Origin of the sequence: Rhodococcus sp. 06-1460-1B, from assembly GCF_002258475.1 — a bacterium.
Taxonomy (GTDB): Bacteria; Actinomycetota; Actinomycetes; order Mycobacteriales; family Mycobacteriaceae; genus Rhodococcoides; species Rhodococcoides fascians.
In genome coordinates, this window is the sequence record NZ_NOYS01000030.1 from 393470 (window position 1) to 419062 (window position 25593).

General features: G+C 65.2%; 24 protein-coding genes. 13 read left to right on the plus strand and 11 right to left on the minus strand.

The features are described from left to right. The first annotated feature begins 15 nt into the window (after positions 1-15). The 6 genes from CH268_RS17785 to CH268_RS17815 all read left to right on the plus strand — a co-directional run bounded on the left by CH268_RS17785 (position 16) and on the right by CH268_RS17815 (position 8152). The gene (locus CH268_RS17785; protein WP_032391474.1) at positions 16-1242 is read left to right on the plus strand and encodes a thiolase family protein; all 1227 of its coding nucleotides are present in this window, start codon (positions 16-18) and stop codon (positions 1240-1242) included. Then, positions 1239-3344 carry a 3-hydroxyacyl-CoA dehydrogenase NAD-binding domain-containing protein gene (locus tag CH268_RS17790; RefSeq protein WP_094665303.1) on the plus strand — a complete coding sequence of 702 codons (2106 nt, stop codon included), beginning with the start codon at positions 1239-1241 and terminating at the stop codon, positions 3342-3344. Before CH268_RS17785 ends, CH268_RS17790 begins: the two co-directional genes overlap by 4 nt. Positions 3345-3441: 97 nt before the next feature. Further along, positions 3442-4302, plus strand: a complete 861-nt coding sequence (gene sigJ, locus CH268_RS17795) for an RNA polymerase sigma factor SigJ (RefSeq protein WP_094665305.1) — start codon at positions 3442-3444, stop codon at positions 4300-4302. Between the two features lie 92 nt (positions 4303-4394). Continuing rightward, positions 4395-5141: an SDR family oxidoreductase gene (locus CH268_RS17800; protein WP_094665307.1), complete on the plus strand. Its 747-nt coding sequence runs from the start codon at positions 4395-4397 to the stop codon at positions 5139-5141. 218 nt (positions 5142-5359) lie between these two features. Continuing rightward, the gene (locus CH268_RS17810) at positions 5360-6757 is read left to right on the plus strand and encodes a sugar porter family MFS transporter (protein ID WP_032365061.1); all 1398 of its coding nucleotides are present in this window, start codon (positions 5360-5362) and stop codon (positions 6755-6757) included. Positions 6758-6856: 99 nt separating this feature from the next. Further along, positions 6857-8152, plus strand: coding sequence for an MFS transporter (locus CH268_RS17815; RefSeq protein WP_094665309.1), 1296 nt, complete (start codon positions 6857-6859; stop codon positions 8150-8152). Here CH268_RS17815 and dxs read toward each other — a convergent pair. Beyond that, a complete protein-coding gene (gene dxs, locus CH268_RS17820; protein WP_094652920.1) occupies positions 8139-10019 on the minus strand; it encodes a 1-deoxy-D-xylulose-5-phosphate synthase in 1881 nt (626 codons plus the stop codon). The two genes, CH268_RS17815 and dxs, sit on opposite strands and share 14 nt — an antisense overlap. A gap of 180 nt (positions 10020-10199) precedes the next feature. Between dxs and glsA the strand changes: the two genes are divergently transcribed. Continuing rightward, the gene (glsA, locus tag CH268_RS17825; RefSeq protein WP_094643157.1) at positions 10200-12026 is read left to right on the plus strand and encodes a glutaminase A; all 1827 of its coding nucleotides are present in this window, start codon (positions 10200-10202) and stop codon (positions 12024-12026) included. A 42-nt stretch (positions 12027-12068) separates the two neighbouring features. Here the strand turns inward: glsA and CH268_RS17830 are convergent, their stop codons facing one another. Both CH268_RS17830 and CH268_RS17835 read right to left on the minus strand, forming a co-directional pair. Continuing rightward, the gene (locus CH268_RS17830; RefSeq protein ID WP_032382119.1) at positions 12069-12827 is read right to left on the minus strand and encodes an anti-sigma factor; all 759 of its coding nucleotides are present in this window, start codon (positions 12825-12827) and stop codon (positions 12069-12071) included. Then, positions 12824-13579, minus strand: a complete 756-nt coding sequence (locus CH268_RS17835; protein ID WP_027496905.1) for a sigma-70 family RNA polymerase sigma factor — start codon at positions 13577-13579, stop codon at positions 12824-12826. The genes CH268_RS17830 and CH268_RS17835 overlap by 4 nt, the downstream gene beginning before the upstream one ends. 164 nt (positions 13580-13743) lie before the next feature. Between CH268_RS17835 and CH268_RS17840 the strand changes: the two genes are divergently transcribed. After that, a complete protein-coding gene (locus tag CH268_RS17840; protein WP_094665311.1) occupies positions 13744-14757 on the plus strand; it encodes an ATP-binding cassette domain-containing protein in 1014 nt (337 codons plus the stop codon). Beyond that, positions 14754-15593: an ABC transporter permease gene (locus CH268_RS17845; protein ID WP_027496904.1), complete on the plus strand. Its 840-nt coding sequence runs from the start codon at positions 14754-14756 to the stop codon at positions 15591-15593. The genes CH268_RS17840 and CH268_RS17845 overlap by 4 nt, the downstream gene beginning before the upstream one ends. A gap of 22 nt (positions 15594-15615) precedes the next feature. Here the strand turns inward: CH268_RS17845 and CH268_RS17850 are convergent, their stop codons facing one another. Further along, a complete protein-coding gene (locus CH268_RS17850; protein WP_032382120.1) occupies positions 15616-16137 on the minus strand; it encodes a CGNR zinc finger domain-containing protein in 522 nt (173 codons plus the stop codon). Positions 16138-16162: 25 nt separating this feature from the next. Between CH268_RS17850 and CH268_RS27610 the strand changes: the two genes are divergently transcribed. Beyond that, entirely contained in the window at positions 16163-16360 is a 198-nt protein-coding gene (locus CH268_RS27610; protein WP_037219315.1) for a hypothetical protein, read from the plus strand. On the opposite strand, the gene CH268_RS17855 is transcribed toward CH268_RS27610, so the two are convergent. Genes CH268_RS17855 through CH268_RS17865 form a run of 3 tightly spaced genes read right to left on the minus strand, consistent with a single transcriptional unit; the run spans position 16312 to position 20617 of the window. Continuing rightward, the gene (locus tag CH268_RS17855; protein ID WP_255182432.1) at positions 16312-17307 is read right to left on the minus strand and encodes an iron-siderophore ABC transporter substrate-binding protein; all 996 of its coding nucleotides are present in this window, start codon (positions 17305-17307) and stop codon (positions 16312-16314) included. The two genes, CH268_RS27610 and CH268_RS17855, sit on opposite strands and share 49 nt — an antisense overlap. A gap of 44 nt (positions 17308-17351) precedes the next feature. After that, positions 17352-18623: a class I SAM-dependent RNA methyltransferase gene (locus CH268_RS17860; protein WP_094665315.1), complete on the minus strand. Its 1272-nt coding sequence runs from the start codon at positions 18621-18623 to the stop codon at positions 17352-17354. After that, positions 18620-20617, minus strand: a complete 1998-nt coding sequence (locus CH268_RS17865) for an APC family permease (RefSeq protein WP_032365101.1) — start codon at positions 20615-20617, stop codon at positions 18620-18622. Before CH268_RS17865 ends, CH268_RS17860 begins: the two co-directional genes overlap by 4 nt. Before the next feature lie 180 nt (positions 20618-20797). Here CH268_RS17865 and CH268_RS17870 point away from each other — a divergent pair, with 180 nt between their 5' ends. Then, on the plus strand, positions 20798-21463 hold the full coding sequence (locus CH268_RS17870) for a potassium channel family protein (protein ID WP_027496899.1): 666 nt from the start codon (positions 20798-20800) through the stop codon (positions 21461-21463). 49 nt (positions 21464-21512) lie between these two features. Next, positions 21513-22172, plus strand: a complete 660-nt coding sequence (locus CH268_RS17875; protein WP_094665317.1) for a potassium channel family protein — start codon at positions 21513-21515, stop codon at positions 22170-22172. Here the strand turns inward: CH268_RS17875 and CH268_RS17880 are convergent. Continuing rightward, positions 22146-22805, minus strand: a complete 660-nt coding sequence (locus CH268_RS17880) for a DUF3159 domain-containing protein (protein WP_094665402.1) — start codon at positions 22803-22805, stop codon at positions 22146-22148. The genes CH268_RS17875 and CH268_RS17880 overlap by 27 nt on opposite strands. A 112-nt stretch (positions 22806-22917) precedes the next feature. Further along, the gene (locus tag CH268_RS17885) at positions 22918-23295 is read right to left on the minus strand and encodes an OB-fold nucleic acid binding domain-containing protein (protein ID WP_027496896.1); all 378 of its coding nucleotides are present in this window, start codon (positions 23293-23295) and stop codon (positions 22918-22920) included. A 167-nt stretch (positions 23296-23462) separates the two neighbouring features. Between CH268_RS17885 and CH268_RS17890 the strand changes: the two genes are divergently transcribed. After that, positions 23463-24173, plus strand: a complete 711-nt coding sequence (locus tag CH268_RS17890) for an alpha/beta fold hydrolase (RefSeq protein WP_255182433.1) — start codon at positions 23463-23465, stop codon at positions 24171-24173. Positions 24174-24179: 6 nt separating this feature from the next. On the opposite strand, the gene CH268_RS17895 is transcribed toward CH268_RS17890, so the two are convergent. Further along, complete coding sequence (locus CH268_RS17895) at positions 24180-25007, minus strand: DUF3710 domain-containing protein (RefSeq protein WP_094665321.1); 828 nt, start codon at positions 25005-25007, stop codon at positions 24180-24182. Positions 25008-25085: 78 nt separating this feature from the next. Beyond that, positions 25086-25553 (minus strand): dUTP diphosphatase, encoded by a 468-nt coding sequence (dut, locus tag CH268_RS17900; protein ID WP_027496893.1) that lies wholly within the window; start codon positions 25551-25553, stop codon positions 25086-25088. Positions 25554-25593 lie beyond the last annotated feature (40 nt).

Genomic DNA, 25593 nt, shown 5'->3' on the forward strand with positions numbered 1-25593 from the left:
GGAGGATCGAAAAGCGTGTCTGTACCCCCGTCCACCAGCTCACAGAGGAATGTTGTCTTCGTCGACGGCATCCGTACCCCGTTCGGCAAAGCAGGCCCCAAGGGCATGTACGCCGACACTCGCGCAGACGACCTCGTCGTCAAAGCAATACGCGAGCTTCTCCGCAAGAACCCCAATCTTCCTCCCGAGCGCATCGACGAGGTCGCGATCGCTGCGACCACACAGACCGGCGATCAGGGCCTGACCATCGGCCGGACGTCCGCTCTCCTGGCCGGGCTCCCCCGCAGCGTCCCGGGATTTGCGATCGACCGCATGTGCGCGGGTGCGATGACCTCGGTGACCACCACCGGATCGGGAATCGGATTCGGCCAGTACGACGTCGTCATCGCAGGCGGAGTCGAGCACATGGGCCGCCACCCGATGGGTGAGGGTGTCGACCCCAACCCGCGCTTCCTCGCCGACAAGCTCGTCGATCCCAGTGCACTGGTGATGGGCAACACCGCCGAGAACCTGCACGACCGGTTCCCGAGCATCACCAAGGACCGCACCGACGCCTACGCCGTCGCGAGCCAGAACAAGTACGACGCCGCCAAGAAGGCCGGCTACATCGCCGACACTCTCGTTCCGGTCGCCACGAAATCCGCCGCAGGATGGGGTCTGGCCACCGAAGACGAGCCACCTCGTCCCGGCACCACCGTCGAAGACCTCGCCAAGCTCAAGACGCCGTTCCGGCCCGCAGGTCGCGTCACCGCAGGCAATGCCGCGGGACTCAACGACGGCGCCACCGCGGCGATCCTCGCCGGTGAGGACACCGCGCACGAGCTCGGCCTGAACATCGGGATGCGGATGGTCGGCTTCAGCTTCGCCGGCGTCGATCCCGCCGTCATGGGCATCGGCCCGGTTCCCGCAACCGAAAAGCTGCTCGGCCGAACCGGATTGAGCATCGACGACATCGGTCTGTTCGAGATCAACGAGGCCTTCGCCATCCAGGTTCTCGCCTTCCTCGAGCACTACGGCATCGCCGACGACGACCCCCGCGTCAACCAGTGGGGCGGCGCCATCGCGTGTGGCCACCCGCTCGCTTCCTCGGGCGTCCGCCTGATGACGCAGCTCAGTCGTCAGTTCGCCCAGCAACCCGACGTCCGCTACGGCCTGACGACCATGTGCATCGGTCTCGGCATGGGCGGCACCGTCATCTGGGAGAACCCCAACCACGCTGACTACTCAGGAGCCAAGGCATGAGTGACATCACGACGGCGTTCGAGGACGAGGTAGTCACGAACGCGTTCACCAAGATCGTGTCCGTACCGGGGCTCGACGGCTCCATCGCACTGGTGACCCTGGACAACGGCTTCGATCACACCAAGCCGTCGACCTTCGGTCCCGGCGGACTCGCCAAGTTCGACGCCGCACTGGACGAGGCATTCGCAGCGAACCCGGTCGCCATCGCCGTCACCGGCAAGCCGTTCATATTCGCCGTCGGTGCCGACCTCAACGGTGTGCCGAACATCAAGACCAAGGACGAGGCGCTGCAGATCGGGCAGCTCGGCCACAAGGTGTTCCGTCGCCTGCGCGAAAGCACGATTCCGACGTTTGCCTTGATCAACGGTGCCGCACTCGGCGGTGGACTCGAAGTAGGACTGCACTCGCACTACCGGACCGTCGCGGAGAACGCTGCCGCGCTCGGCCTGCCCGAGACCTTCCTCGGCCTGGTACCGGGATGGGGCGGAACTCAGTTGCTGCCCAACATCATCGGAGCCTCGAACGCGGTCACCGTCGTGATCGAGAACGCACTGAACCAGAACCGCGTCCTCAAGCCGCAGCAGGCACTCGACCTGGGAATCGCCGACGCCCTCTTCGGCGGAGCTGACTTCCTCGAGCAGTCCCTCGCGTGGGCCGCTCAGGTCATCAAGGGCGAGGTCGTCCCCCACCGTCCCGAGATCGACCGCGGGCAGGCCTGGGACGACGCCATCGCCCGTGCCAGGGGCATCGTGGCCGGCAAGACCGGCAATTTCGCACCGGGACCGGTCGCTGCCGTCGACCTGCTCGAGCTCGCCAAGAACACCGACATCACCGATTCCGCGTCTCTCGACAAGGCCTTCGCGGCCGAGGACGACGCGCTGTCGACGCTGTTGGTCAAGGACGAGTTGCGTGCCGGTTTGTACGCCTTCGACTTGGTTCAGAAGCGCGCAAAGCGTCCCGCCGGTGCGCCCGACAAGTCGCTCGCGCGCAAGATCTCCGGTGTCGGCATCGTCGGTGCCGGTCTGATGGCCAGCCAGCTCGCACTGCTGTTCGTGCGCCAGCTCAAGGTGCCGGTGATCCTCACCGACATCGATCAGGAGCGCATCGACAAGGGCGTCGGCTACGTTCACAGCGAGATCGACAAGCTGCTCGGCAAGAAGCGCCTGTCCCCCGACGCCGCGAATCGGTTGAAGGCGTTGGTGTCCGGCTCGATCGACAAGTCTGCGTTCGCCAACACCGACTTCGTCATCGAGGCCGTGTTCGAGAACCTGGACGTCAAGAAGAAGGTGTTCGCCGAGGTCGAGGAATTCGTCTCTGCCGAAACGATTCTCGCGACCAACACGTCTTCGCTGTCGATCACGAAGATGGCGGCCGATCTGAAGCACCCCGAGCGGGTCGTCGGTTTCCACTTCTTCAACCCCGTGGCCGTACTTCCGCTGCTCGAGGTCGTCAAGGGCGAGAAGACCGACGACGCCACTCTCGCAACGGCATTCGCGACGGCCAAGACCCTCAAGAAGTCGGCCGTGCTGTCGGCGGATCTCCCCGGATTCGTCTTCAACCGTCTCGTCACGCGCGCGTCGAACGAGATCATCAGCGCCATCGATGAGGGCACCCCGTTCGATGTGGCCGACGGCGCAGTGGGCGAACTCGGCATGCCGATGAGCCCGCTGACGTTGCTGGCCCTCGTCGGACCGGCCGTCGCTCTGCACACCGCGGAAACACTGGCCGAGGCGTACCCGGAGCGATTCAAGGACTCCGCCGGATTCCGTGCGCTCGTCGAGGCGAAGAAGCCGGGCGTGTGGACCTACGGACCCGAGGGCCAGGTCGTCGACCCCGAGGTGGCCGCACTGTGGCCGCAGGGTGATTCACCGTCGACGGCCGAACAGGTTCTCGAGCGAACCCGCAACGCGATCGCCGACGAGATCAAGATCATGCTCGACGAGGGCGTCGTGGCAGCAGCCGAGGATATCGACCTCTGCCTGCTCCTCGGCGGTGGCTTCGGCTTCTGGAACGGCGGCATCACTCCGTACCTGGATCGCAGCGGCGCGTCCGAGGCCGCCACCGGTCAGCGCTTCCTCGCGCCCGGTGTTGCCAGCGTCTAGCTGTACCCGCCGAGTTCGAGGTTATGGACGGGTTTCTCCGGATTTTCGTCCATAACCTCGAACTCGGCTTTTTCGTGTCGGGATAAGGTCTGATCCGATGAACAGCGAACGCAGTCGGTTGATCGGCATCGGCTATCGAATGCTGGGCTCCTACAGCGACGCCGAGGACGCGGCATCGGAAGCGCTGCTCCGCTGGTACCGACTCACCGACGCCGAACGTGACGCCATCGACGTCCCCCGTGCGTGGCTCACCCGCGTCGTCGGCCGCATCTGTCTGGACCTGCTCGGATCCGCCCGCGTACGCCGGGAACACTATGTGGGGCAATGGCTTCCCGAACCCGTCCGAGCCCTTGCGACCGGCGACGACGGCACATCGGACCCGGCCGACCGCGTCGCCCTCCACGAGTCCGTCGGCCTGGCGTTGCTCGTCGTTCTGGACTCACTGAGCCCGGCAGAACGTGTCGCGTTCGTGCTGCACGATGCATTCGCGATTCCATTCGACGACATCGCGAACGTTCTCGGTCGGACCCCCGCCGCCTGCCGCCAACTGGCCTCGGCTGCTCGGCGACGGGTGCACGACGATCGCCGCGGCCCCAGCGCTCCCGACACCCACGACCGCGTCGTCCGCGCTTTCGTGGCTGCCGCCGCCGGCGGAGATCTCGATGCGCTCGTCGCACTGCTCGCCCCCGACATCACCCTCGTCAGTGACGGCGGCGGACGAGTGTCGGCGGCCCGCAACCCGGTTCGCGGGGCCGATCGGGTCGCCCGCTTCGTTCTGGGTATCACCGTCAAGTCCACCGACCTCGACCGGTTGATCGAATCGGTCAACGGCCTGACCGGGATAGTCCTTCGCCGACACGGTGTGGTCACCGGTGTGATCGGTTTCCGCACCGATTCCGCCGTGGTCACCGACGTGTGGATCGTGCTCAACCCTGAGAAACTTCGACACTGGTCGTGACGGCCATACATTCTCGTGGGCTACGTCGTCAGTGCAGGTGAGGCCCGAACTCCTCGAGCCGATCGACTCCGAACAGGACAGGTGGACACACGATGAAGATCGCCGTAGCCGGTGGAACAGGAACCGTCGGAACGCATGTCGTCGACGTGGCGCGTGAGCGTGGGCACGAGGTCGTCGTGCTGTCGCGGTCGGCCGGTGTCGACCTCGTCGACGGGACCGGCCTGTCCGACGCTCTGGCCGGCGTCGACGCCGCCGTCGATGTCGCGTCGACACAAACGGTCTCGGCGAAGGAATCGACGGCGTTCTTCTCCGCCGTCACCCGCAACTTGCTGGCGGCCGAGATCGAGGCCGGAGTCGGCCACCATGTGGCGCTGTCCATCGTGGGGATAGACAAGGCTCCGCACTCGTACTACGCCGGAAAAGTCGAGCAGGAGAACATGATTCGGTCCGGGTCAGTGCCGTGGACGATCCTGCGAGCCACTCAATTCCACGAATTCGCCGCTCAGATCCGTGCACGCGCGTCGTTCGGTCCGGTGAGCATCGTCCCGAAGATGGTCTCGCAACCGATCGCCGCCCGCGAGGTCGCCGATCGACTGATCGATCTGGCCGAGCACTCCCCCGCGGGCCGCGTTGCCGACCTCGGCGGGCCGAGACAAGAACGGATGGCCGAGATGGTGCGGCGCTATGCACGTGCCATCGGTGCCCGTGGCCTGGTGCTCGAGGTCCCGATTCCCGGCGCATACGGTCGCGCGATGCGAGACGGAACGCTGGTCACCACGACCGGTTCGGATCACGGTTTCCAGACCTTCGATCAGTGGTCGGCCACCCAGGCGCGATAGCCACCTGCCGCCGAACTCGAAGTTATGGACGACTTACGGCAGTTTTCCGTCCGCAACTTCGAGTTCGACAGCGCAATATCGGACATTTCGCCTATTTCCGCAATTGGATCGCTGCACGCCACGAATATCGAGGCGATTTCACTGACGCGCCGGCACTCCGAGGACGAAGATGGCGACGACCACCATGGACGCTGTTCACCCGAAAGCTGGTTCATGCCATGACGCAATCGACCGATCGGCACACCGCAAAGGTCATCGGAGTCACCATCGCCGCCGCTGTCGGCGGGTTTCTGTTCGGATTCGATTCGTCCGTCGTCAACGGTGCAGTCGACTCGATCCAGGAAAATTTCGCTCTGTCGTCGTTCGTCACGGGGTTCGCGGTCGCAATCGCGCTACTCGGGTGCGCGGTCGGAGCCTGGTTCGCCGGTCGCCTGGCCGACAGTTGGGGCCGCAAGAAGGTGATGCTGCTCGGCTCCGCGCTGTTCACCATTTCCTCGGTGGGGTCCGGGTTCGCCTTCAGCGTCCCCGATCTGATGTTGTGGAGGGTCCTCGGCGGGCTGGGTATCGGAATTGCGTCGGTGATCGCGCCCGCGTACATCTCGGAGATAGCACCGGCTCGCTATCGCGGTGGATTGGCATCGCTGCAGCAATTGGCAATCACCGTCGGAATCTTTGCCGCGCTGCTCTCGGATGCGGTTCTTCAGAACGCGGCAGGCGGACCGTCGAACGATCTGTGGTTCGGCCTCGAAGCGTGGCGGTGGATGTTCCTGGTCGGCGTCGCGCCCGCACTGGTCTACGGATTTCTCGCGACCCTCATTCCGGAATCACCTCGGTACCTGGTGGGTAAACACCTCGACGAGGAAGCTGCCCGCATTCTGGGCGACATCACCGGCGAAGTGAATCCCGACGAACGCATCCGGGAAATTCGCCTGACTCTCCGGCGAGAATCCAAATCCTCGTTCGCCGATATCCGAGGACCCAAATTCGGTCTGCAGCCGATCGTGTGGGTCGGTATCACGATGGCGATTCTGCAGCAGTTCGTCGGGATCAACGCGATCTTCTACTACTCGACGACGCTGTGGAAATCGGTGGGATTCAGCGAAAATCAATCGTTCGTCACGTCGGTGATCACGTCCGTCATCAATGTATCGATGACATTCGTCGCAATCTTGTTCGTCGATCGATTCGGTCGCCGAAATCTGTTGATGATCGGCTCGATCGGCATGTTCGTCGGTTTGGTCCTGGCCGCAGTCTCGTTCACGCAAGCCGTCGGAAGCGGCGACCAACTCGAATTGCCGTCGCCGTGGGGCCCGGTCGCGCTCGTCGGCGCAAATCTGTTCGTGGTCTTCTTCGCAGCAACATGGGGACCGATCATGTGGGTGATGCTCGGAGAGATGTTCCCCAATCGAATGCGTGCCGTGGCGTTGGGCATCAGTACCGCCGCGAACTGGATAGCGAATTTCGCCATCACATTGGCATTCCCGCCGTTGTCCGACACCATCGGACTCGGCTTCATCTACTCGTTCTTCGCACTGTTCGCTCTCCTTTCCTTCTTCTTCGTCAAATACAAGATCACCGAGACCAAAGGGATGGAACTCGAAGAGATGGGCGTCTGAATCGAGGTTGCCCGAACGACGGCGGGTCCGCGGTTCTCTCGACCGATAAGGCAGGGTGGGGGTGCACTCTGTCGGTCGATCTGCCGTCGAAAGTAGGACATGAAGCTTCGTATCGCATGCGCCGTGGGCACCGACGTGGTGTTCGGACTGAGCCTGCGCCTGCTGTTCGGCAGTACGTCGGCACTCACCTCCGACATCGCCAAGTTCTACTCCGCGAACTCGACATCCATGGCGTTGCTGACCACGGGTCCGGTGATCTGCCTCGGTGTATTCGCCGCCACCGCACGCTATTTCGTGCGCCGCGCCCAGGTCACGCACGTTCTCGTGGTGTGCCTGTTCCTGGTGGCCGTCGGCACAGCTGTACGCGCGGTGCCGTCGTGGCCGATCCTCGTGGTCGGCACTCTCGTCGCGGCGGCGGGTATCGCGGTCGCGAATGTGTTGGGTCCGGTTTTCGTCCGTCTGGTGGTGCGGGAGTGGAGCCTGTCGGAACGACCCAGGGGCAGAGAGTGGAGTTCGATAGGTGAACCCGATGCGGCGGCGGGGCGACGACTGGGGTTGTTGACCGGGGTGTTGACCGCTGTGATCAGTGCCAGTGCGGGAGTGGCGTCGGGAGTGTCCGTTCCGTTGGCCGAGGCGTTCGACGGTGGTTGGCGGATTGTTCTGGGGCTGTGGTCGATTCCGGTCGTATTGGCCGCCGGAAGTATGGCGGTCTTCGGGCGAACGCTGTCGCGCGGGCTGTCGGTTGCCGGGTCGGCGACAGTCCCCGACGACGCTCCTCGGAGTCGCACGGGGGTTCTGACATCGCCCGTGGCGTGGTCGTTGACGGCATTCATGGGTTTGCAGTCGCTGATGGCGTATTCGATGATCGCGTGGTTACCTACGATCTTTCGTGACCGCGGGGTGGACGCGCGTGATGCCGGTCTGCTGTTGACGGCATTGTCGGTCAGCAGCGTGCTGACTGCATTGACGGTTCCGAGCCTGGCGACAAGGTTGGGGAACCAGAGCGCGTTGGCGGTCGCCGTGACGCTACCGACGTGCGTGGGCCTGCTCGGGATAGTGTCGTCGGCCGATTCCTGGGCCCTGGTGTGGGCGGTACTGCTCGGTTTGGGCCAGGGCGGGCAGTTGTCGCTCGCGCTGACGCTGATGAATCTGCGGGCCTCGAACGCCCGTGATGCTGCGTCGCTCAGTTCCATGGCGCAGACGGTCGGATACGTGCTGGCTGCTGCCGGTCCGCTGGTGTGCGGAGCCGTTCATTCGGCGACGCAGCGGTGGGAACCGTCGATTGTGTTTCTTCTGTTAGTGACGATTCCCATGGCTGCAGCAGGTGCGGTGGCCGGCCGCCGCGTCGTGGTCGGAAGCGAGGCGGAGCCGGCCGACGCCGTCAGAGGCTCTTGACCCAATGCGAAACTTGCTGCACCACGGTTTCGCAGGTGAGTCCGAACTCGTGGTGCAGTTGCTCCCGAGATGCGTGGTCCAGGAATCGTTGCGGCACACCGAGATCGCGGCAGGGCACGTCGACACCGGCACCGCGCAGCGCGGCCGAGAGCGTCGAACCTATCCCGCCGTGCAGGCCGCTGTCCTCGACGGTGACGACCAACCGGTAATCCTCGGCCATCTTGAGCAGCGACTGCGGGACCGGGAGCACCCAGCGTGGATCCACGACGGCAACCGAAATACCCTCTGCTTCGAGCTTTTTCGCGGCGTCGAGGGCGAGCGACCCGAACACCCCGACGGCAACGATCAGCACGTCGCCGGTGGCCTCGGACGGCTCGGTCAGCACGTCGAGTATTCCGTCCAACCTGCGCACCGCAGGCACCGTTTCGGTGACCGCGCCCTTCGGGAAGCGAAGTGCCGTAGGGCCGTCCGAGGTGGCGATCGCCTCGGCCAGCTCCTCTCGAAGAGTGGCGGCGTCTCGGGGCGCTGCCACCTTCATGCCCGGAACGATGCCGAGTAGAGACATGTCCCACATGCCGTTGTGGGACGCGCCGTCGGCACCGGTGACTCCCGCGCGATCCAACACGATGGTGACGGGAAGACCCAACAGGGCGACGTCCATCAGCAGTTGATCGAACGCGCGGTTGAGGAACGTGGAGTAGATGGCGACCACGGGATGCATGCCGCCGAGCGCAAGCCCGGCGGCCGACGTCATCGCATGCTGCTCGGCGATACCCACGTCGAACATTCGGTCCGGAAACCGCACCCCGAACGCCGCGAGCCCGGTGGGCGCGGCCATTGCGGCGGTGATGGCCACGACGTCCTCGTTCTGCTCGCCCTGCTCGATGAGCGCCGCCGAGAACACCGACGTCCAATCCGGAGCCGATTTGGATCGGGCCAGGCCGGTCGCAGGATCGATGACGCCGGTGGCGTGCATCTGGTCGGCTACGTCGTTCTCGGCATGGATGTAGCCCATGCCCTTGCGCGTCACCGCGTGCACGATGACCGGGCCGCCGTACGCCTTGGCTCTGCGCAGTGCCGATTCCATGGCGTGCTGGTCGTGACCGTCCACCGGGCCCAGGTACTTGATGCCGAGATCGGTGAACATGACCTGCGGGCTGATGGCGTCCTTCACTCCGGCTTTCATGCCGTGCAGCATCGTGTAGGCGGCGCGGCCGACGACGGGGATCCGTCGTACGATCCGGCGGCCGTTGTCGAGAATCTTCTCGTATCCCGGCTGCAGTCGCAGAGCTGCCAGGTGATCGGCCAGCCCGCCGATGGTCGGGGCGTACGAACGGCCGTTGTCGTTGACGACGATCACCAGCGACCGGTCTCGGCCGGCGGCGATGTTGTTCAGCGCCTCCCAGCACATACCGCCGGTCAGCGCGCCGTCACCGACCACAGCCACGACATGCCGGTCGGCCTCTCCCTTGAGGGCGAACGCTTTGGCCAACCCGTCGGCATACGACAAGGATGCCGATGCGTGCGAGGACTCGACCCAGTCGTGTTCGCTCTCGACCCGAGACGGATAGCCGGACAGCCCGCCCTGCTTGCGGAGTGTGTCGAACATTCCTGCGCGTCCGGTGAGCATCTTGTGCACGTAGGCCTGGTGGCCCGTGTCGAAGATGACCGGATCACGCGGTGAGTCGAAGGTGCGGTGGATCGCCAGAGTCAGCTCCACCACTCCCAGATTGGGACCGAGGTGGCCCCCTGTTGCCGATACCTTCTCGACCAGGAAGGCGCGGATCTCGCGAGCCAGTTCGGCCAGCTCCGCACTATCGAGGTCGCGCAAGTCCTCGGGCGTCTGAATTCGCGCTAGGACACCCAACGAGATCGCTCCCTCCGGCCGGAAAACATATTCGAAAAACCAGTCTACGGAGTGGCTGCGCCCAGCCGCCCCGTCCAGCATTGTCTCGCCGACACTACCGTCGAGTAGGCAGGTGCCCGGGGTCAGTCGCCCCTAACCTCGAATACGCTCGAAACGGACACCCGACATACAGTGTCGCCCATGAGCAACGTCGTCGATGCCATCCTGACCCGGGTTCACGAACTGTGCCGGGACGACGCGTCGGGACAGGTCGCCGACTACATCCCCGAACTCGCAGCCGTGACGCCGGACGGCTTCGGTATCGCCCTGACGACCACCGACGGCTACGTGTACGAAGTCGGCGACACGAGGATGCCGTTCACCATCCAATCCATCTCCAAGCCCTTCACCTATGCACTCGCGCTGGCCGACCGCGGCCTCGACGTCGTCGCGGGCAAGATCGACGTCGAACCCTCGGGTGAGCCGTTCAACGAGATCAGCCTGGACGCCGTCACCGAGCGGCCCCGAAACCCGATGATCAACGCGGGTGCGATCACGTCCGCGTCGCTCATCGGCGGCCGCACCGCAGAGGAACGATTCGAGCGCATCCGAGCGTCGTATTCCCGGTACGCAGGAAGGTCTCTGAGCTTCAACGACGCGGTGTATCGATCCGAAGCGCGCACCGGACACCGCAATCGCGCCATCGGCTACATGCTGCGGTCCTTCGGCATCATCGACCACGATCCGGAGGCCGCCGTGGACCTGTACTTCCGCCAGTGCTCGATCGACGTCACGGCGGCTGATCTGGCCATGATGGCCGCCACGATGGCCAACAACGGAGTCAATCCCCACACCAAGGAGCGCGCCCTGGCACCCGCACTGGTCGAACGCGTGCTGTCGGTGATGACGACCTGTGGCATGTACGACGGCGCAGGCGACTGGGTGGCGCGGGTGGGTATGCCGGCCAAGAGTGGGGTCGGCGGCGGCATCCTGGCGGTGCTTCCCGGGCAGATGGGCATCGCCGTCTACTCCCCCCGCCTCGATTCGCACGGCAACAGCGTGCGCGGCGTTGCTGCCTGCCGAGAACTCTCCACCAGACTCGAATTGCACTTTCTGCACGTCACTCGGGCCGCGAAATCGTCGATTCGACGTCGGTACGTTCTCACCGAGGCACCGTCGCGAAAACGACGATCCGAGATCGAACAGGCCACACTCGCTGCAGTCGGCGACCGCGCGCGGGTCTACGAGTTGCACGGGGACCTGCTGTTCTCGGGTGCCGAGACAGCGGTCCGCGAGATCGGCAACCTCGACCGGAATCTCGATGCACTCGTCATCGACGTTCGTGGCGTCGACGAGGTGAGCGACATCGCCCGTTCGATGTTCGAGGACCTACGCCGCGATCTCGCCGACCACGGCTGTGTGGTGTGCCTGGTGGATCCCAGAGCCATCATGGGCCACACGACGTCGAGCCTGGACCCGAATGATCCGGCGGGCCGGGTGTACTCGAGTCTGAGCTCGGCCATCCAGTGGGCAGAGAACCTGCTGCTCGATCGGCACTGCTCCGGCGCGCGGCAACCGGCAGAGATCACTCCGGCCGAGCACCCGTTGCTCGCCGGTCTGTCCACCGAGCAATTCGACTCGGTGACTCCTTATCTGGAGAAACGTCACTACGCACGGGGCGACGTCATCGTTCACCGTGGTGCGCCTGCAGCGGGTCTGTTCTTGATTCTGCGCGGAGAAGTGACATCGACGGCCGTGTCCGCAGACGGGGGCACACACCGCATCACGACGCTCTCCCCCGGGATGAGCTTCGGCGAGATGCCGCTGCTGATGTCGGTGCCGTTCCTGCTGGACATGGTGGCCGACACCCCTGTCGATCTGGTGGTCGTGTCGGTATCGCATTTCGAGGCACTGACTCGGGACGCCCCGGAAGTGAAGCTGGCGCTACTGGAAAATCTGGCCAGCGGCGCGTACGGCCAGATGGCGGCCGTCGTCAAGACGCTCGGGCGGTTCGACATCGGCATCTGATCCGACTGTCGAACCGCCCGAGTGGACGTGCTTGGCCCCTGATCAGGCGTCGAGCGTGATCATCGTGAGGACCTCGGTGGGCTGCGCCGAGCCGCCGGCAGGCTCGAGCGAGAACGCGAAGTTGGTCGACGCTCCCATGCCGTCCACCACGGTGCCGTCGCTCGACGTGAGCTGATCCTCGGTGACAACGCCGGCGGAGCGCGGCGCACCGTCGACGAACCACATCTGGTAGACCCGGCCCGAGGGCGGCTCCGGGACACCGTTCAGAGTCACCACGACCGCATCTCGGCTCAGCGAGTACGACACCTTTGCAGTGCCGCCACCCGGGAACTCAGCGGACGCCTCACGAGCGTCGGGCGCTGCGACGATCTGCTCGGCCTGGGAAGGCTGCGGGTCCGAGCCCATGGTCTGCGTGACGACGACTACACCGCCGACTGCGACGACGATCGCGGCAGCCGCGGACACCATCGAGTATCGCCACGTCTTTGAGCGCTCACGTCGGTGCCGGTGCAGTGGAGTGACGTTCGGCGGAAGTTCTCGGACCGTCGGCTCCTGATCGCTCGCGGCGACACGCGCTAGCACGGCCTCCCGCACGCGTTCGGGTGCGGGAGTGGCGTCTGCCGCCGCAGCCAACGCCAGCGTTTCGTGAATCTCACCCACGAGGATGTCGAATTGTGCCCGGGTCGTCTCGTCGACGCGGATTCGCTCGGATTCGATGGCGCGCCGCTCGGACTCGCTCATCGCGTGGAGGGCATAGACCTCCGCTTCGTCCAGCAGTCGTTGCCGTGACGCTTCACTCATTGCGGGATCACCCCCAGGCATGTCTTCAACTTGATCAATCCATCTCGTATGCGCGATTTGATCGTCGGCACGGCCACCCCGAGCCGTTCGGCAACCTCGCGATAGGTGTACCCGCTGTAATAAGCCATTCGTACCGACTCGCTCTGCGTATCGGTCAGAGTGTCGAGACAGGCCACGACCGCCTCCGATTCGAGCCGCTGGGTCACCGTCTCGAGTACCTCGTCGTGCTCGGGTGTGTGACTCACGGCACCGTACGCCGCCTCGCGGTCGGTACCCGACTGTTCGCTACGTACCCGATCGACCGCCCGGCGATGTGCCAGCGTCATGATCCACGCCAGCGGACTCCCCTGGCTCGGATCGTAATTCGGTGCCGCACGCCAGATCTGGAGGAACACCTCCTGCGCGGTCTCCTCGCTGTACCCCGGATCGCGAAGCACGCGCACCACCATCCCGTACACACGGGAGGACGTGGCGTCGTACAGTTCGGCGAAGGCCGACCGGTCGCCCTGGGCAACGGCGGCCATCAGGCGACGGAGACGGTCCGTCTCCTCGGCACGCAGATTCTTCAGCTGCGGGCTCGGTACTGCGCACACCGCATCCTCGACCGAGGTGCTGTCCTCGGACTCGGGCGGCGTTCGGTCACGGCCGGTGCCCGCAGATCCGGAAGCGTCGGAGAACGGCACGCTCATCGGACTGTCGTCCCAGCAGACGGGTTCATGATCGAGTTCATCGATCATGACACTAGTGGTCATGTAGCCCTCATATCGAAACCTCCGCGTTTTCCCGCCGCAGTACATATTCGGAACAAACACCCCGAGGGATGGTCCGCGACCGAAATTCGTTTGCGCAGAATTGGACCGGGCTTCATCCTGGGTGCGAGAATCGGACAAACGCGGGCAATCGGGCGGACAGCTCGATGGAGGGACGGACACGCATGACGGCCATCGAAACCCACGGGCTCGTCAAACATTTCGGCACCACCGCCGCAGTCGACGGCGTGGATCTGTCGATCCCGTCCGGCGGGGTGTACGGCGTACTCGGACCCAACGGGGCCGGGAAAACCACGACCATCCGGATGCTGGCGACACTTCTTCCGATAGACGGCGGCAGCGCACGAGTCCTGGGACACGACGTGGCAACCGAGCCGGAGGCCGTTCGCCGAAAAGTCTCTCTCACGGGTCAATTCGCCTCGCTCGACGAGGATCTGACCGGCACCGAGAATCTCGTTCTGCTGGCGCGGCTGCTCGGCTACTCACGTCCGGCCGCCCGAGCGCGCGCTGATCAACTGTTGACAGCATTCGACATCGCCGACGCCGGACCGCGACAGGTCAAGACCTACTCCGGTGGCATGCGCAGGCGCATCGACATCGCGGCGAGCATCATCGTCACCCCCGAGCTGATCTTTCTCGACGAACCCACCACCGGCCTGGACCCGCGCAGTCGCAATCACGTCTGGGAGATCGTCCGTGCACTGGTGGCAGGCGGCACGACGGTACTGCTGACGACGCAGTATCTCGACGAGGCCGACCACCTGGCCGGGCGCGTGGCGGTGATCGACCACGGCAAAGTCATCGCCGAGGGCACGACGGGCGAGCTGAAGGCATCGGTGGGATCGAACTCACTGCACCTGCGCGTGCTCGATGCCGGGCACCGGAATGCCGCGGCGAGAATCGTTCGAGATCTGGTCGGCAGCACCGTGACCGAGGACGCCGACCCGTTCACCGTGTCCGCACGACTGGACAATCCGGCGCAGGCGGCACCGATCCTTCCTGCTCTCGAATCCGCCGGAATCGCCATCGCATCCTTCACCCTCGGTCAGCCGAGTCTGGACGAGGTGTTCCTGGCGCTGACCGGGCACGACGCGGGAGCGGGAGTGGAGCCGGTGGGTGTGAAAAAAGCTGAAATCGACAACGCGGAGATCGCGTCATGACCACCGAGGCCCAACGATCCGCCCCACAGGCGTCGACGATCATCGATGTTCTCTCAGCCGCAGGTCCGAGGCCGGAGCGTCCGTCGTCGCTGTCGACCTCGCTGAGTTTCGGCTGGCGGGCGTTGCTGAAGATCAAGCACGTACCGGAGCAGTTGTTCGACGTGACGGCGTTTCCGATCATGTTCACGCTGTTGTTCACGTACCTGTTCGGTGGCGCTCTGGCCGGTTCGACCGACGCGTACATCCAGTTTCTGCTGCCGGGCATCCTGGTGCAAACCGTGGTGATGATCACGATGTACACCGGCGTGACGATGAACAAGGACATCGAGAAGGGTGTGTTCGACCGGTTCCGATCGTTGCCGATCTGGCGTCCGTCGCCGCTGGTCGGTGCGTTGCTGGGTGACGTCGTGCGCTACACGTTGGCGTCGGTGATCGTACTGATCTTGGGGCTGATTCTCGGTTTCCGGCCGCAAGGCGGGCTGCTCGGTGTGATCGCATCGATAGTGCTGTTGCTCGTGTTCTCGTTCTGTCTGTCCTGGATCTGGACGATGATCGCCATGATCGTGCGCACCGAGGCAGCCGTGATGGGGATGTCGATGTTCATCCTGTTTCCGCTGACGTTCGCGAGCAACATCTTCGTCGACCCCAACACGATGCCGGGGTGGCTTCGTGCGTTCGTCGACGTCAACCCGGTCAGCTTTCTGGTGACGTCACTTCGAGGCCTGATGCAGGGCGATGTCGACACCGGCCAACTCGGAGTGACTCTGGTGCTGTCGGCGGCGATGCTGGCGATCTTCGGACCGATCACGATGCGGCTGTACAACCGCAAGTCCTGATCCGCGCCTCCCGGTGCAAGCGTCAGGATGCGGCGCGGGCTCGGTGTCGGCGGACTGCGTCCCGATTCGAGCACACGGTTCCGCAGTACCGCTGCCGTCCGGTACGTGAGGTGTCGGCGAAGGCGGTCGTGCAGTCGGCTGCGGCACACCGATGGAGTCTGTCCATTCCGCGACCGGTCAAGTGCAGCGCGGTACCGACACCGACCAGTGCCCTGATGACGCCGCCCAACGCGATGTTGGGGTCGCGATAGTGCATGTGCCAGCCGTCGTCGGCATGGTTGGTCAGTCGCGGGTACGCGGATGCCTGTGCAAGGAGGGCGTTCAGGGCCTCGGCGCGCTCCTCGGCTGTCTCTGCATCCACCACGCGAGCCCACTCGCGGAGGAACTCGAGTGTGTCCGCGAGATCGTCGTCGGTGGCAGTCCAGTCGGGAACGAGGCCGGCGTCGATGCAGCGGGCACCCAGTTCGCTCGGCGACGTGGGTGGCCGGTTGAGGAGGTCGATGCCCAGTTTCACGGCATATTCTCCGTAAGGGTTGATGTGCACAAGACCATTACATCACAGTGGATGCATGGACATCGAACACAGCACACACTCCTGGACCACCCGCTCGCTCCACGACACCAGCGAAGGCCTCGTCGGCTACCAGGGCTGCCACTGCGGAGCTCAACGCATCGTCTCGGTACCCGCGCAGACATTCGCCCCGGTTGCCGAAGTGGATCACCCCAGCACGTTCGCCACCGCAGGCACCACCGTGTCGAGTGCATAGCCGATGGACAGCGCCGAGTTGGTGGCGTAGGACTTCGCGACTTCCGGGTCGTCGAACACGACGTAGCGGCCGTCCGCGACAGCCGGAATCCGTTGGAACAGCGGATTGTCGGTCACCTCGGACGGCGCCTTCTGGATGGGGAAGACGATCAGTACGTCGGCGTCGAGCAGGTCGAGCTCCTCCCCGGAAATCGGAACCGAGAAGCCGCGCGGCGGAAGAGAATCGATGGTCGGGCTGGTGACGAAGCCGAGCTTCTTCATGAACTCGAGTCGACTGTTCGACGAGATGTATGCGCCGTATCCGGTGCCGCTGTAGGCCCCGACCACCGCTGTCTTGCCGGCGAATTCCGGATGGGCAGCGGCCGTTGCATCGAAACGGTCGGCGATTCCTGCGAGCAGCGCGTCCCCTTCGGACTGCTTGCCGAGTGCCGTGGCCACCATCGTGACCTGCTGCTCGAGCGTTGTCAGGTAGTTGTCCGCCCCCGCCGGTATACCCACCGTCGGAGCAATGGCGGAAAGCGTGGCGTACCGATCGGCATCACCGGAGCTCTTGGTGTCGAGGATCAGATCCGGCTCGAGCGCCGCGACCTGCTCGAACGACGGCTCCTGCGTCCCGATGATCTGCGGTGGTGCGTCGTAGAGCCCGGCCGCCCACGGACCGACGCCGTCGCCGCCGAAGGCGAGCCAGTCGCTCGCACCGACCGGTGAGACACCGAGCGCGAGTGCGGTTTCCGCGTCGCCCCAGCCGAGCGCGACGACGCGCTGCGGGGCACTGTCGACGGTCACGTCGCCGAACTCGGTATCGATCGTGACAGGGAACGCAGCCGCCGATCCGTCGGACGGCGCCTCCGATCCGGGTCCGTCGTCCCCGCCCGACCCACACGAGACGACGGCGGTCAGGAACAGCAGGGCGACCGACACAGCACCGACGGTGCGACAAATTCTCACCCGAGAAACGGTACGTCAGACTCGCCAAGATTGGTGAGGCAACCCTATTTACGGACGAAGCGGCCGATACATTCGACGTGGCTGGTCAGAGGAAACGCGTCGAACGCGCGCACGTCCGTCAGCTCGTAACCGGCTGCCCGGTAGAGGCTCGCGTCCCGCGCGAACGATGCCGGATCGCAGCCGATGTGGACGATCGTGCGGGGAGACCGCGTCGCGAGACCTTCGATGACGTCGCGTCCGGCACCGGCTCGCGGCGGATCGAGTACCGCCACCGCCACCGATTCCGGCAACGAATCCATCGATCGCTCGACCCGGCCCGGCGCGAACGAGACCTGAGCAAGGTCGTGCAGCGCCGAACGCCCGTCCTCGGCGGCCCGGCGCGAGAACTCGACGCTGGTGACTCGTCCGCTCGATCCCACCCGCTCGGCGAGAGCCGCCGCGAACACGCCGACACCGCCGTAGAGATCCCATGCGCCGTCACCCGGCTCGGCGTCCGCCCAGTCGCGCACGACGTCGGTGTACACCTGGGCCGCTCCCTTGTGCGCCTGCCAGAAGCCGGTGGCATCGAGTGTCCACGGCCGCGCCGAGACGAATTCGGTGACGCGACCCGACCCGATGACAGCCTTTTCCGGCCTGGCCCGGGACGACGCTGCTCGGCGCGCCGACGCACCGCGGCGGCCCGGAGACCGGCGTCCGGTTCGCGTCAACTGGGCCGGTGCCACCTCCACCACATGGCGTTCACCCGTACCGTCGAGGACCACCTGCAATTCGGCACCTGCGCGCCACTCACGGCCCGACAATCCGTCGAACGCAACCGGATCCATTTGCGGGCACGACAACTCCGTGACGATCGAACTGCTTCGATAGCGGTGGTAGCCGGGCCGTCCACCCGAATCCACTGCCAGCCGAACACGGGTCCGCCATCCGGTGCCGTCGCCGGTGCCCGGCAACTCCTCGACCGGAACGTCCCGCTCGATGCCCGCGACGCGGCGCAGCTGTTCGGCGACGACGGAGGACTTGAGTCGACGACCGGCTTCGGGGGTCGCGTGAGAATAGTCGCAGCATCCCGAACCACCGGGCCCGGAGATGGGGCAGCGAGCGTCGATGCGGTCCGGAGACGCGGTGAGGATCTCGATCGCGTCGGCGCGGCAGAACGACCCACCGCGATCCTCGGTCACCTTGGCCATGACGCGTTCCCCCGGTAGCCCGTGGCGAACGAACACCACTCGACCTTCGTGACGGGCCACGCAGAACCCACCGTGTCCGGGAGCGCCCAGTTCGACGTCGAGCACCAGCCCGAACCAGTTCGCGGTCATTTGCCCGCCGGCGGTTCGTAGCCGCGACGCGATGCACCCGGCGCATTTCCGAGCACCTCGCGCCTGGCCTTCTCCGACGAGCGCAGCTGCCACGGAACGCTGGTGACCATCACGCCGGGTTGAAACAGCAGTCGGGACTTCAATCTCAGCGCACTCTGGTTGTGCAGGACCTGCTCCCACCAGTGACCGACGACGTACTCGGGGATGAAGACGGTCACCACATCACGTGGTGAGTCGCGTCGAACTCGTTTGACGTAGTCCAGAACCGGCTTGGTGACTTCGCGGTAGGGCGATTCGACGACCTTGAGGGGTACCGAGACGTCACTGGCCTCCCATTCACGCACCAATGCTCGGGTGTCCACCTCGTCGACGTTGACGGTGACGGCTTCGAGAGTGTCGGGCCTGGTCGCGCGTGCGTAGGCGAGAGCCCGCAGGGTCGGCATGTGCAGCTTGGACACCAGCACGATCGAGTGCGTGCGGCTGGGTAGTACGCCGTCCCACACCTCGTTCTCGAGCTCGCGCGCCACGGTGTCGTAGTGCTTTCTGATCATCCGCATCAGGATGAAGATGGCCACCATCGCCACGATCGCGATCCAGGCTCCGGCAGCGAACTTGGTGATCAACACGATCACGAGAACGGTCGCCGTCATGGCCAGACCGACGCTGTTGACCACCCGCGAGCGCTGCATCCTGCCGCGCTGCTCGCCATCGGTCTCGGTTCGGAGCAGGCGGGTCCAGTGCCGGATCATGCCGGTCTGGCTCAGGGTGAACGAGACGAACACACCCACGATGTAGAGCTGGATGAGCTTGGTGACCTCTGCTCCGAACACCACGACGAACACGATGGCTGCACCGGACAGGAACAGGATGCCGTTACTGAAGGCAAGGCGATCGCCGCGCGTGTGCAACTGTCGGGGTAGATACCGGTCCTGAGCGAGCACCGAGCCCAGCACGGGGAAGCCGTTGAATGCCGTGTTCGCGGCGAGTACCAGGATCAACGCCGTCACGGCGGTGATGAAGAAGAACCCAACGGGGAACCCGCTGAACACTGCCTCCGCCAACTGCGCGATCAACGTCTTCTGGTGGTAGCCATCCGGTGCCCCGATCAGCTGCGTCTCCGGGTCCATCGCGTACTTGATGCCGATCTTCTGCGCCAGCACGATGATGCCCATCAACAACGTGATGCCGATACCGCCGAGCAGCAACAGCGTGGTTGCCGCGTTGCGGGACTTGGGTTTCTCGAATGCAGGCACCCCGTTACTGATGGCCTCGACTCCGGTCAGCGCCGCGCAACCCGACGAGAACGCCCGCGCGACGAGGAACGCGAACGCGATTCCGTACAGATGCGAGTCCTCGGCTTTCAGATCGAACGTCGCCGACTCGGCGTGAATGTCGTCTCCGAGCACGTAGACCCGGAACAACCCGTAGCCCAACATCAGGAACATGCCGCCCATGAAGGCGTATGTGGGAATGGCGAACGCGGCACCCGACTCGCGGATACCGCGCAGGTTGATCGACGTGATGAACACGATGGCCACCACCGCGAACAGCACCTTGTGCTGCGCGACGAAGGGTACGGCCGAACCGATGTTCGACGCGGCCGCCGAAATGGAGACCGCCACGGTCAGCACGTAGTCCACCAACAACGCACTACCCACGGTCAGACCCGCCGCAGGACCGAGGTTGGTGGTCGCGACCTCGTAATCACCACCGCCGGACGGGTAAGCGTGCACGTTCTGCCGGTAGCTGGCGACCACCACCGCCATCACGACACAGACCGCGAGACCGATCCACGGAGTGAACGTGAGCGCCGATATCCCGGCCACGGACAACACCAGGAAGATCTCTTCGGGTGCGTACGCAACCGAGGACATGGCGTCCGAGGCGAACACCGGTAGCGCGATTCGCTTGGGTAGCAAGGTATGACCGAGCTTGTCGCTGCGGAACGGCTTACCGAGAACCAGCCGCTTTGCGGCAGTCGAGACCTTGGACACGATCAGAAGCGTAGGCCGTCGGGTCGCCGGCGGCGCAACCACGCGCCCTTTGACTTCCATCCGATGCCCACCCACGGTCGAGCCGGTGACGAATCCCCGATACGTTGGTGCTCGCATGCACACGGTGGCAATGTCGTCGGCAGTGTTGGTCGGCAATCGAGATCGGGACGGAGCTGGGCGTTGTACGTAGTTGTGATGGGGTGTGGCCGTGTCGGCGCATCGCTGGCCGGAGCGCTCGAGCGCATCGGGCACGAGGTGGCGATCATCGACCGCGACGAAACCGCGTTTCTGCGCCTCGACCCCGACTTCGGCGGGCATCGAGTAGTCGGTATGGGATTCGACCGAGATGTGTTGGTGCGCGCCGGAATCGAAAAGGCGGAGGCATTCGCAGCCGTATCCTCCGGTGACAATTCCAACATCATCTCCGCGCGCGTCGCGCGCGAGACGTTCGGCGTCGAGAAGGTCGTCGCCAGGATCTACGACGCCAAACGCGCCGCCGTGTACGAGCGCCTAGGTATTCCGACCGTGGCCACAGTGCCGTGGGCGACCGACCGGTTTCTGCACAATCTTCTGCGGGACGACCCCACCACCAAGTGGCGAGATCCGTCCGGGAGCGTCGCGGTGGTGCTGCTCGACTTCCACGATGCGTGGATCGGCAAGAAATTGTCGGTACTCGAGGATGCGACCCGGTCGCGGGCCGCGTTCGTCATCCGTTTCGGCACCGGACTGCTGCCCGACAAGCGCACCGTGATCCAGGCAGGCGACGAGGTGTACGTCGCTGCCGTCTCCGGGACCGTCGCCGAGGCCATCGCATTGGCCGGCAATCCGCCGCCGTCGGACGACTGATGCTCGCCCGTACGTTGTTCTCCTCCCCCATCGACCCGAACGGGAAGCCATGAAAGTCGCCATCGCCGGTGCCGGCGCAGTCGGCAGATCCATTGCACGCGAATTGATCCGAAGCGAGCACGAGGTGATGCTCCTCGAACGCAAACTCGACCACGTCGATCAGGCCGCGGTACCCGAGGCCGAATGGGTGCTCGCGGACGCCTGTGAGTTGAGTCTGCTCGAGGCCGCCCATCTCGAGAACTACGACGTGGTGATCGCCGCTACCGGCGACGACAAGGCGAACCTGGTGCTCAGCTTGCTGGCCAAAACCGAGTTCGGCGTGAACCGCGTGGTGGCCCGGGTCAACGACCCCAGAAACGAATGGCTCTTCGACGCGGCCTGGGGTGTCGATGTCGCAGTCTCGACCCCGCGCATGCTGGCGTCACTAGTGGAGGAGGCCGTGTCGGTAGGCGATCTGGTCCACCTGATGACATTCCGCAAAGGGCAGGCAAATCTCGTGGAGATCACTCTGCCCGATAACACGCCCCTGGCGGGCAAGCCGGTACGCAAGCTCCAGCTACCGCGGGACGCAGCACTGGTGACGATTCTTCGCGGTGGCCGTGTCATCGTTCCGCAGCACGACGATCCACTCGAAGGCGGTGACGAGTTGCTCTTCGTCGCGGCGAAAGAGGTGGAGGACGAACTACGTGCTGCGGTCGGTCTGACCTGACGGCAGCTCGTCGGCCTGTTCGTCGTTCGATGCGAGGTCCAGCGCTCGATCTGCCTGACGCACCGCCCACAGAGTCACCAGTAGGGCTACGCCGGTCAGGGGCCACCCCATCCCGATCCGTGCCACCGCGAGCCAGCCGGTCTGGTCCGAGTCGTAGAGCTGGGACTGAACGATGTAGCGCGCAGCGAACACCGACGCCCAGGCGGTAGTGGCCACGTCGTAGTAGCGAACCGCAGACCGCTCCCGACGCCACGACGTTCCCTTGCCGTTGAGGTAACCCCAGATGACGCCGACGAGCGGCCACCGGGCGAGTACCGACAGCACGAACGCCCCGCCGTAGACGAGTGATGTATAGATGCCGAACAGGAAGTAGCCCTTGGCGTCCCCGGTGCGGTACGCGATGAATGCGCAGATGCCTACGCCGAAGAATCCGGAGATGGCCGGTTGTATCGGGCTGCGGCGTACCAGCCGCCACACCAGAACGGCCGCGGCGACACCCAACGCCGCCCACAGAGCGACCGACAGGCCGAAATAGCTGTTGAACGGGACGAAGACGACCACGGGCAGTGTGGAATACACCAAGCCGCTCACGCCACCGAGCTGCTCGAGCACGGTGGGGGCGGCGGTCTTCACGGCGTCCGGCGTCGACGTGTCGGGTACCGGTTCCGGCGTGTTCGACGTTCTCGGGTGCGGCACTGCATCGTCGCTGTTCGTCACGAGAACGAGAGTGCCATACCGGGGACGATCAGTTGTCGTCGCGCAGTTCGTAGTACGGGTTGTAGACGATCTTGCGTCCATCGCGTTCGCCGACCCGGCCACGCACCAGGACCGTCTTGCCCGGCTCGATTCCGGCAATCTTGCGCCGGCCGATCCACAGGAGAGTCACTGTGTCGGTGCCGTCGAAGAACTCCGCTTCGATGTTGGCGTTCGCGGCCTTGGAACACGCTTCGACGCTGCGTAGACGACCCAACATCGTGACCTCTTCGCCACGCGAGCAATCGCAGGCGCGTCGAGCTCCGGACGCTTCGGAGGATTCGGCCATCTCCTCGGCGTCGAGCTGATCGATGTCCTCGGTCAACTTTCGCGTCAAACGGCGAAAGTATCCTGCGGCAGCGGGTGCCATTGTGCGCTCCTGCGGGTGGGGGTCGTCTCGCAGCTCCACTCCTGGGAGCAGTTGCGGCGACCTGGGAGTTTCCCTCGTCATAGCTGGTACTTCGCCACTGTAGACCCGATCTGGCGCGCTGACCAACCACCGCCACGCCGTCGAACGGGGGCGTGCACAATCGTCTCGTGCACACTCGATTCGAGACCTCCACCGCGATCGTTCTACCGGGGACGGGATCGGACGCGCAGTTCGCGCAGGAGGCATTCGGGCAGGCGTTCGACGTTGTGGGATTGACCACTGTCGCCGTGGAACCCGACCCGACCGGCGTGGTGGGGAGCTATCTCGGTGCACTCGACGAGGCTGTACGCGCGCACGGTCCCGTCGTGGTCGCCGGAATCTCGCTGGGTGCAGCCGTCGCGGCGCACTGGGCCGAACGCAACCGCTCGAGCGTCGTCGCGTTGGCGCTGGCGCTGCCGGCGTGGACGGGCGATCCCACCGGCTCACCGGCTGCACTGAGCGCACGGTTCACGGCTGGGTCGCTTCGCGAACACGGGCTCGACAGCGTCACGGCGACGATGGCAAATTCGAGCCCGGAGTGGCTCGCGTGCACCCTGGCGCGATCCTGGGCGTCGCAGTGGCCGGCGCTCCCCCGCGCGCTGGACGAGGCGGCCTCGTACCGAGGCCCGGAGTTGGACCGTCTCGCGCGGATCGACGCGCCGACCGTCGTGGTGGGCGCGGTCGACGACCCGGTGCATCCGATCGCGGTTGCGGAGCAGTGGGCTCGCGCCCTGCCGAGAGGCGTACTGCGGACCGTGACTTTGACGGACATCGGACTCGACCCGGGGGTCCTGGGCCGAGCAGCCGTCGACGCTCTGACCGCGGCGCACGACGTCTGACGCCGCTCAGCCCCCCAGTTGCTGAATCGCCGATCCGGACGCTCCGCGGCGCGGAGCGCGCTCGGCACCGGGTTGTTCGGCGTTCGGTTGCGGAGTCGACTGCTGCTGCGCCGCATCGGTGTTCGCATCAGGGGCGGTGGGCTGCGCCGGCGCGGCCTGCTGCGCTGCTTGCTGCTGCGCGGCAGCCGCCAGTTGCTCGGCCAACACCTGCGGCAGAACCACCGGCAACGGAGTACGCACCGGGTGCGGATCGGTGCCACGGTCGACGACGGTCTGTCGAAGAATCGAGTGCGCGAGCTGGACCAGGGGCTGGTCCTCCGCCACCGCGCCCGACGGCCCGGCGAGGACGCATCGAACCATCCAGCGATACCCGTCGACACCGATGAAGCGCAGATCGGCGTTGGCGGTGACACCGACCAACTCGCGGCCCCACGGCCCGGTCTCCACGGTCGTCTCGGCCTTGTCGTTGCGGAGCGATGTCGCCAGATCGGCTGCCACCTCGCGCCACTGCCCCGGAGACTTCGGGGCAGCGTAGGCGGCGATGGTGATGCGCCCGAACTGGGTGACGATGTGTACTGCTTGCGGGCTGCCCGCCTGAGACATCTCGACCTGCAGTTGCCCGCCCTCGGGGAGAGGGATCAACACCGAGCCGAGATCCAGCCGGTTCGCCGCGACGCTCTCGCGATCCTCGTCCAGATCACCGAGATCGTGGGGCCCCTCGACGGTGGTGTCCGCGGTCGCATCGTCGTTGTCGTCGTCGCGGCCGTCGACGAATGGCTCCGCGCTGGACGCGGAGGCACTGCCGGCGTCGTTCTTCTTACGCCGTCCGAACATGTTCAGCTCTCTTCTTCTCGGTTGCATTCAGTTCGCTGTACACCGACGACCGTCGCGACAGACGCACTACGTAGGACGTCACTGCACCAGACTCGCATGTCCGCCGGTCGAACCGTGACCGCCGTCCCCTCGAACGGTGTCGTCGAGTCGATCCACTTCGACGAACTCGACCAATTCGACGCGCTGCACCACCAACTGAGCGATTCGATCGCCGCGATCGAGCACGATGGGCGTCCGGAGATCGTGGTTGATCAAGCAGACCTTGATCTCCCCGCGGTATCCAGCGTCGATGGTGCCAGGGGTGTTGACGACCGACAGTCCCGATTTGGCCGCCAGGCCCGAGCGCGGGTGGATCAGCCCCACCATCCCGAGGGGCAGGGCCACCGCAATCCCCGTGCCCACGAGAACCCGTTCGCCCGGAGCGATCGTCACTGGCGCGGTGATCCGCAGATCCACACCCGCGTCACCCTCGTGCGCACGCGTGGGAACCGGTAGATCTGGGTCCAACCGGCGAAGTCGAACCTCCCCGGGGCGGTCCGGGGGCACCTCGAGCTGGTCGCCGGAAAGCGTGTTGCGGGACTCGATG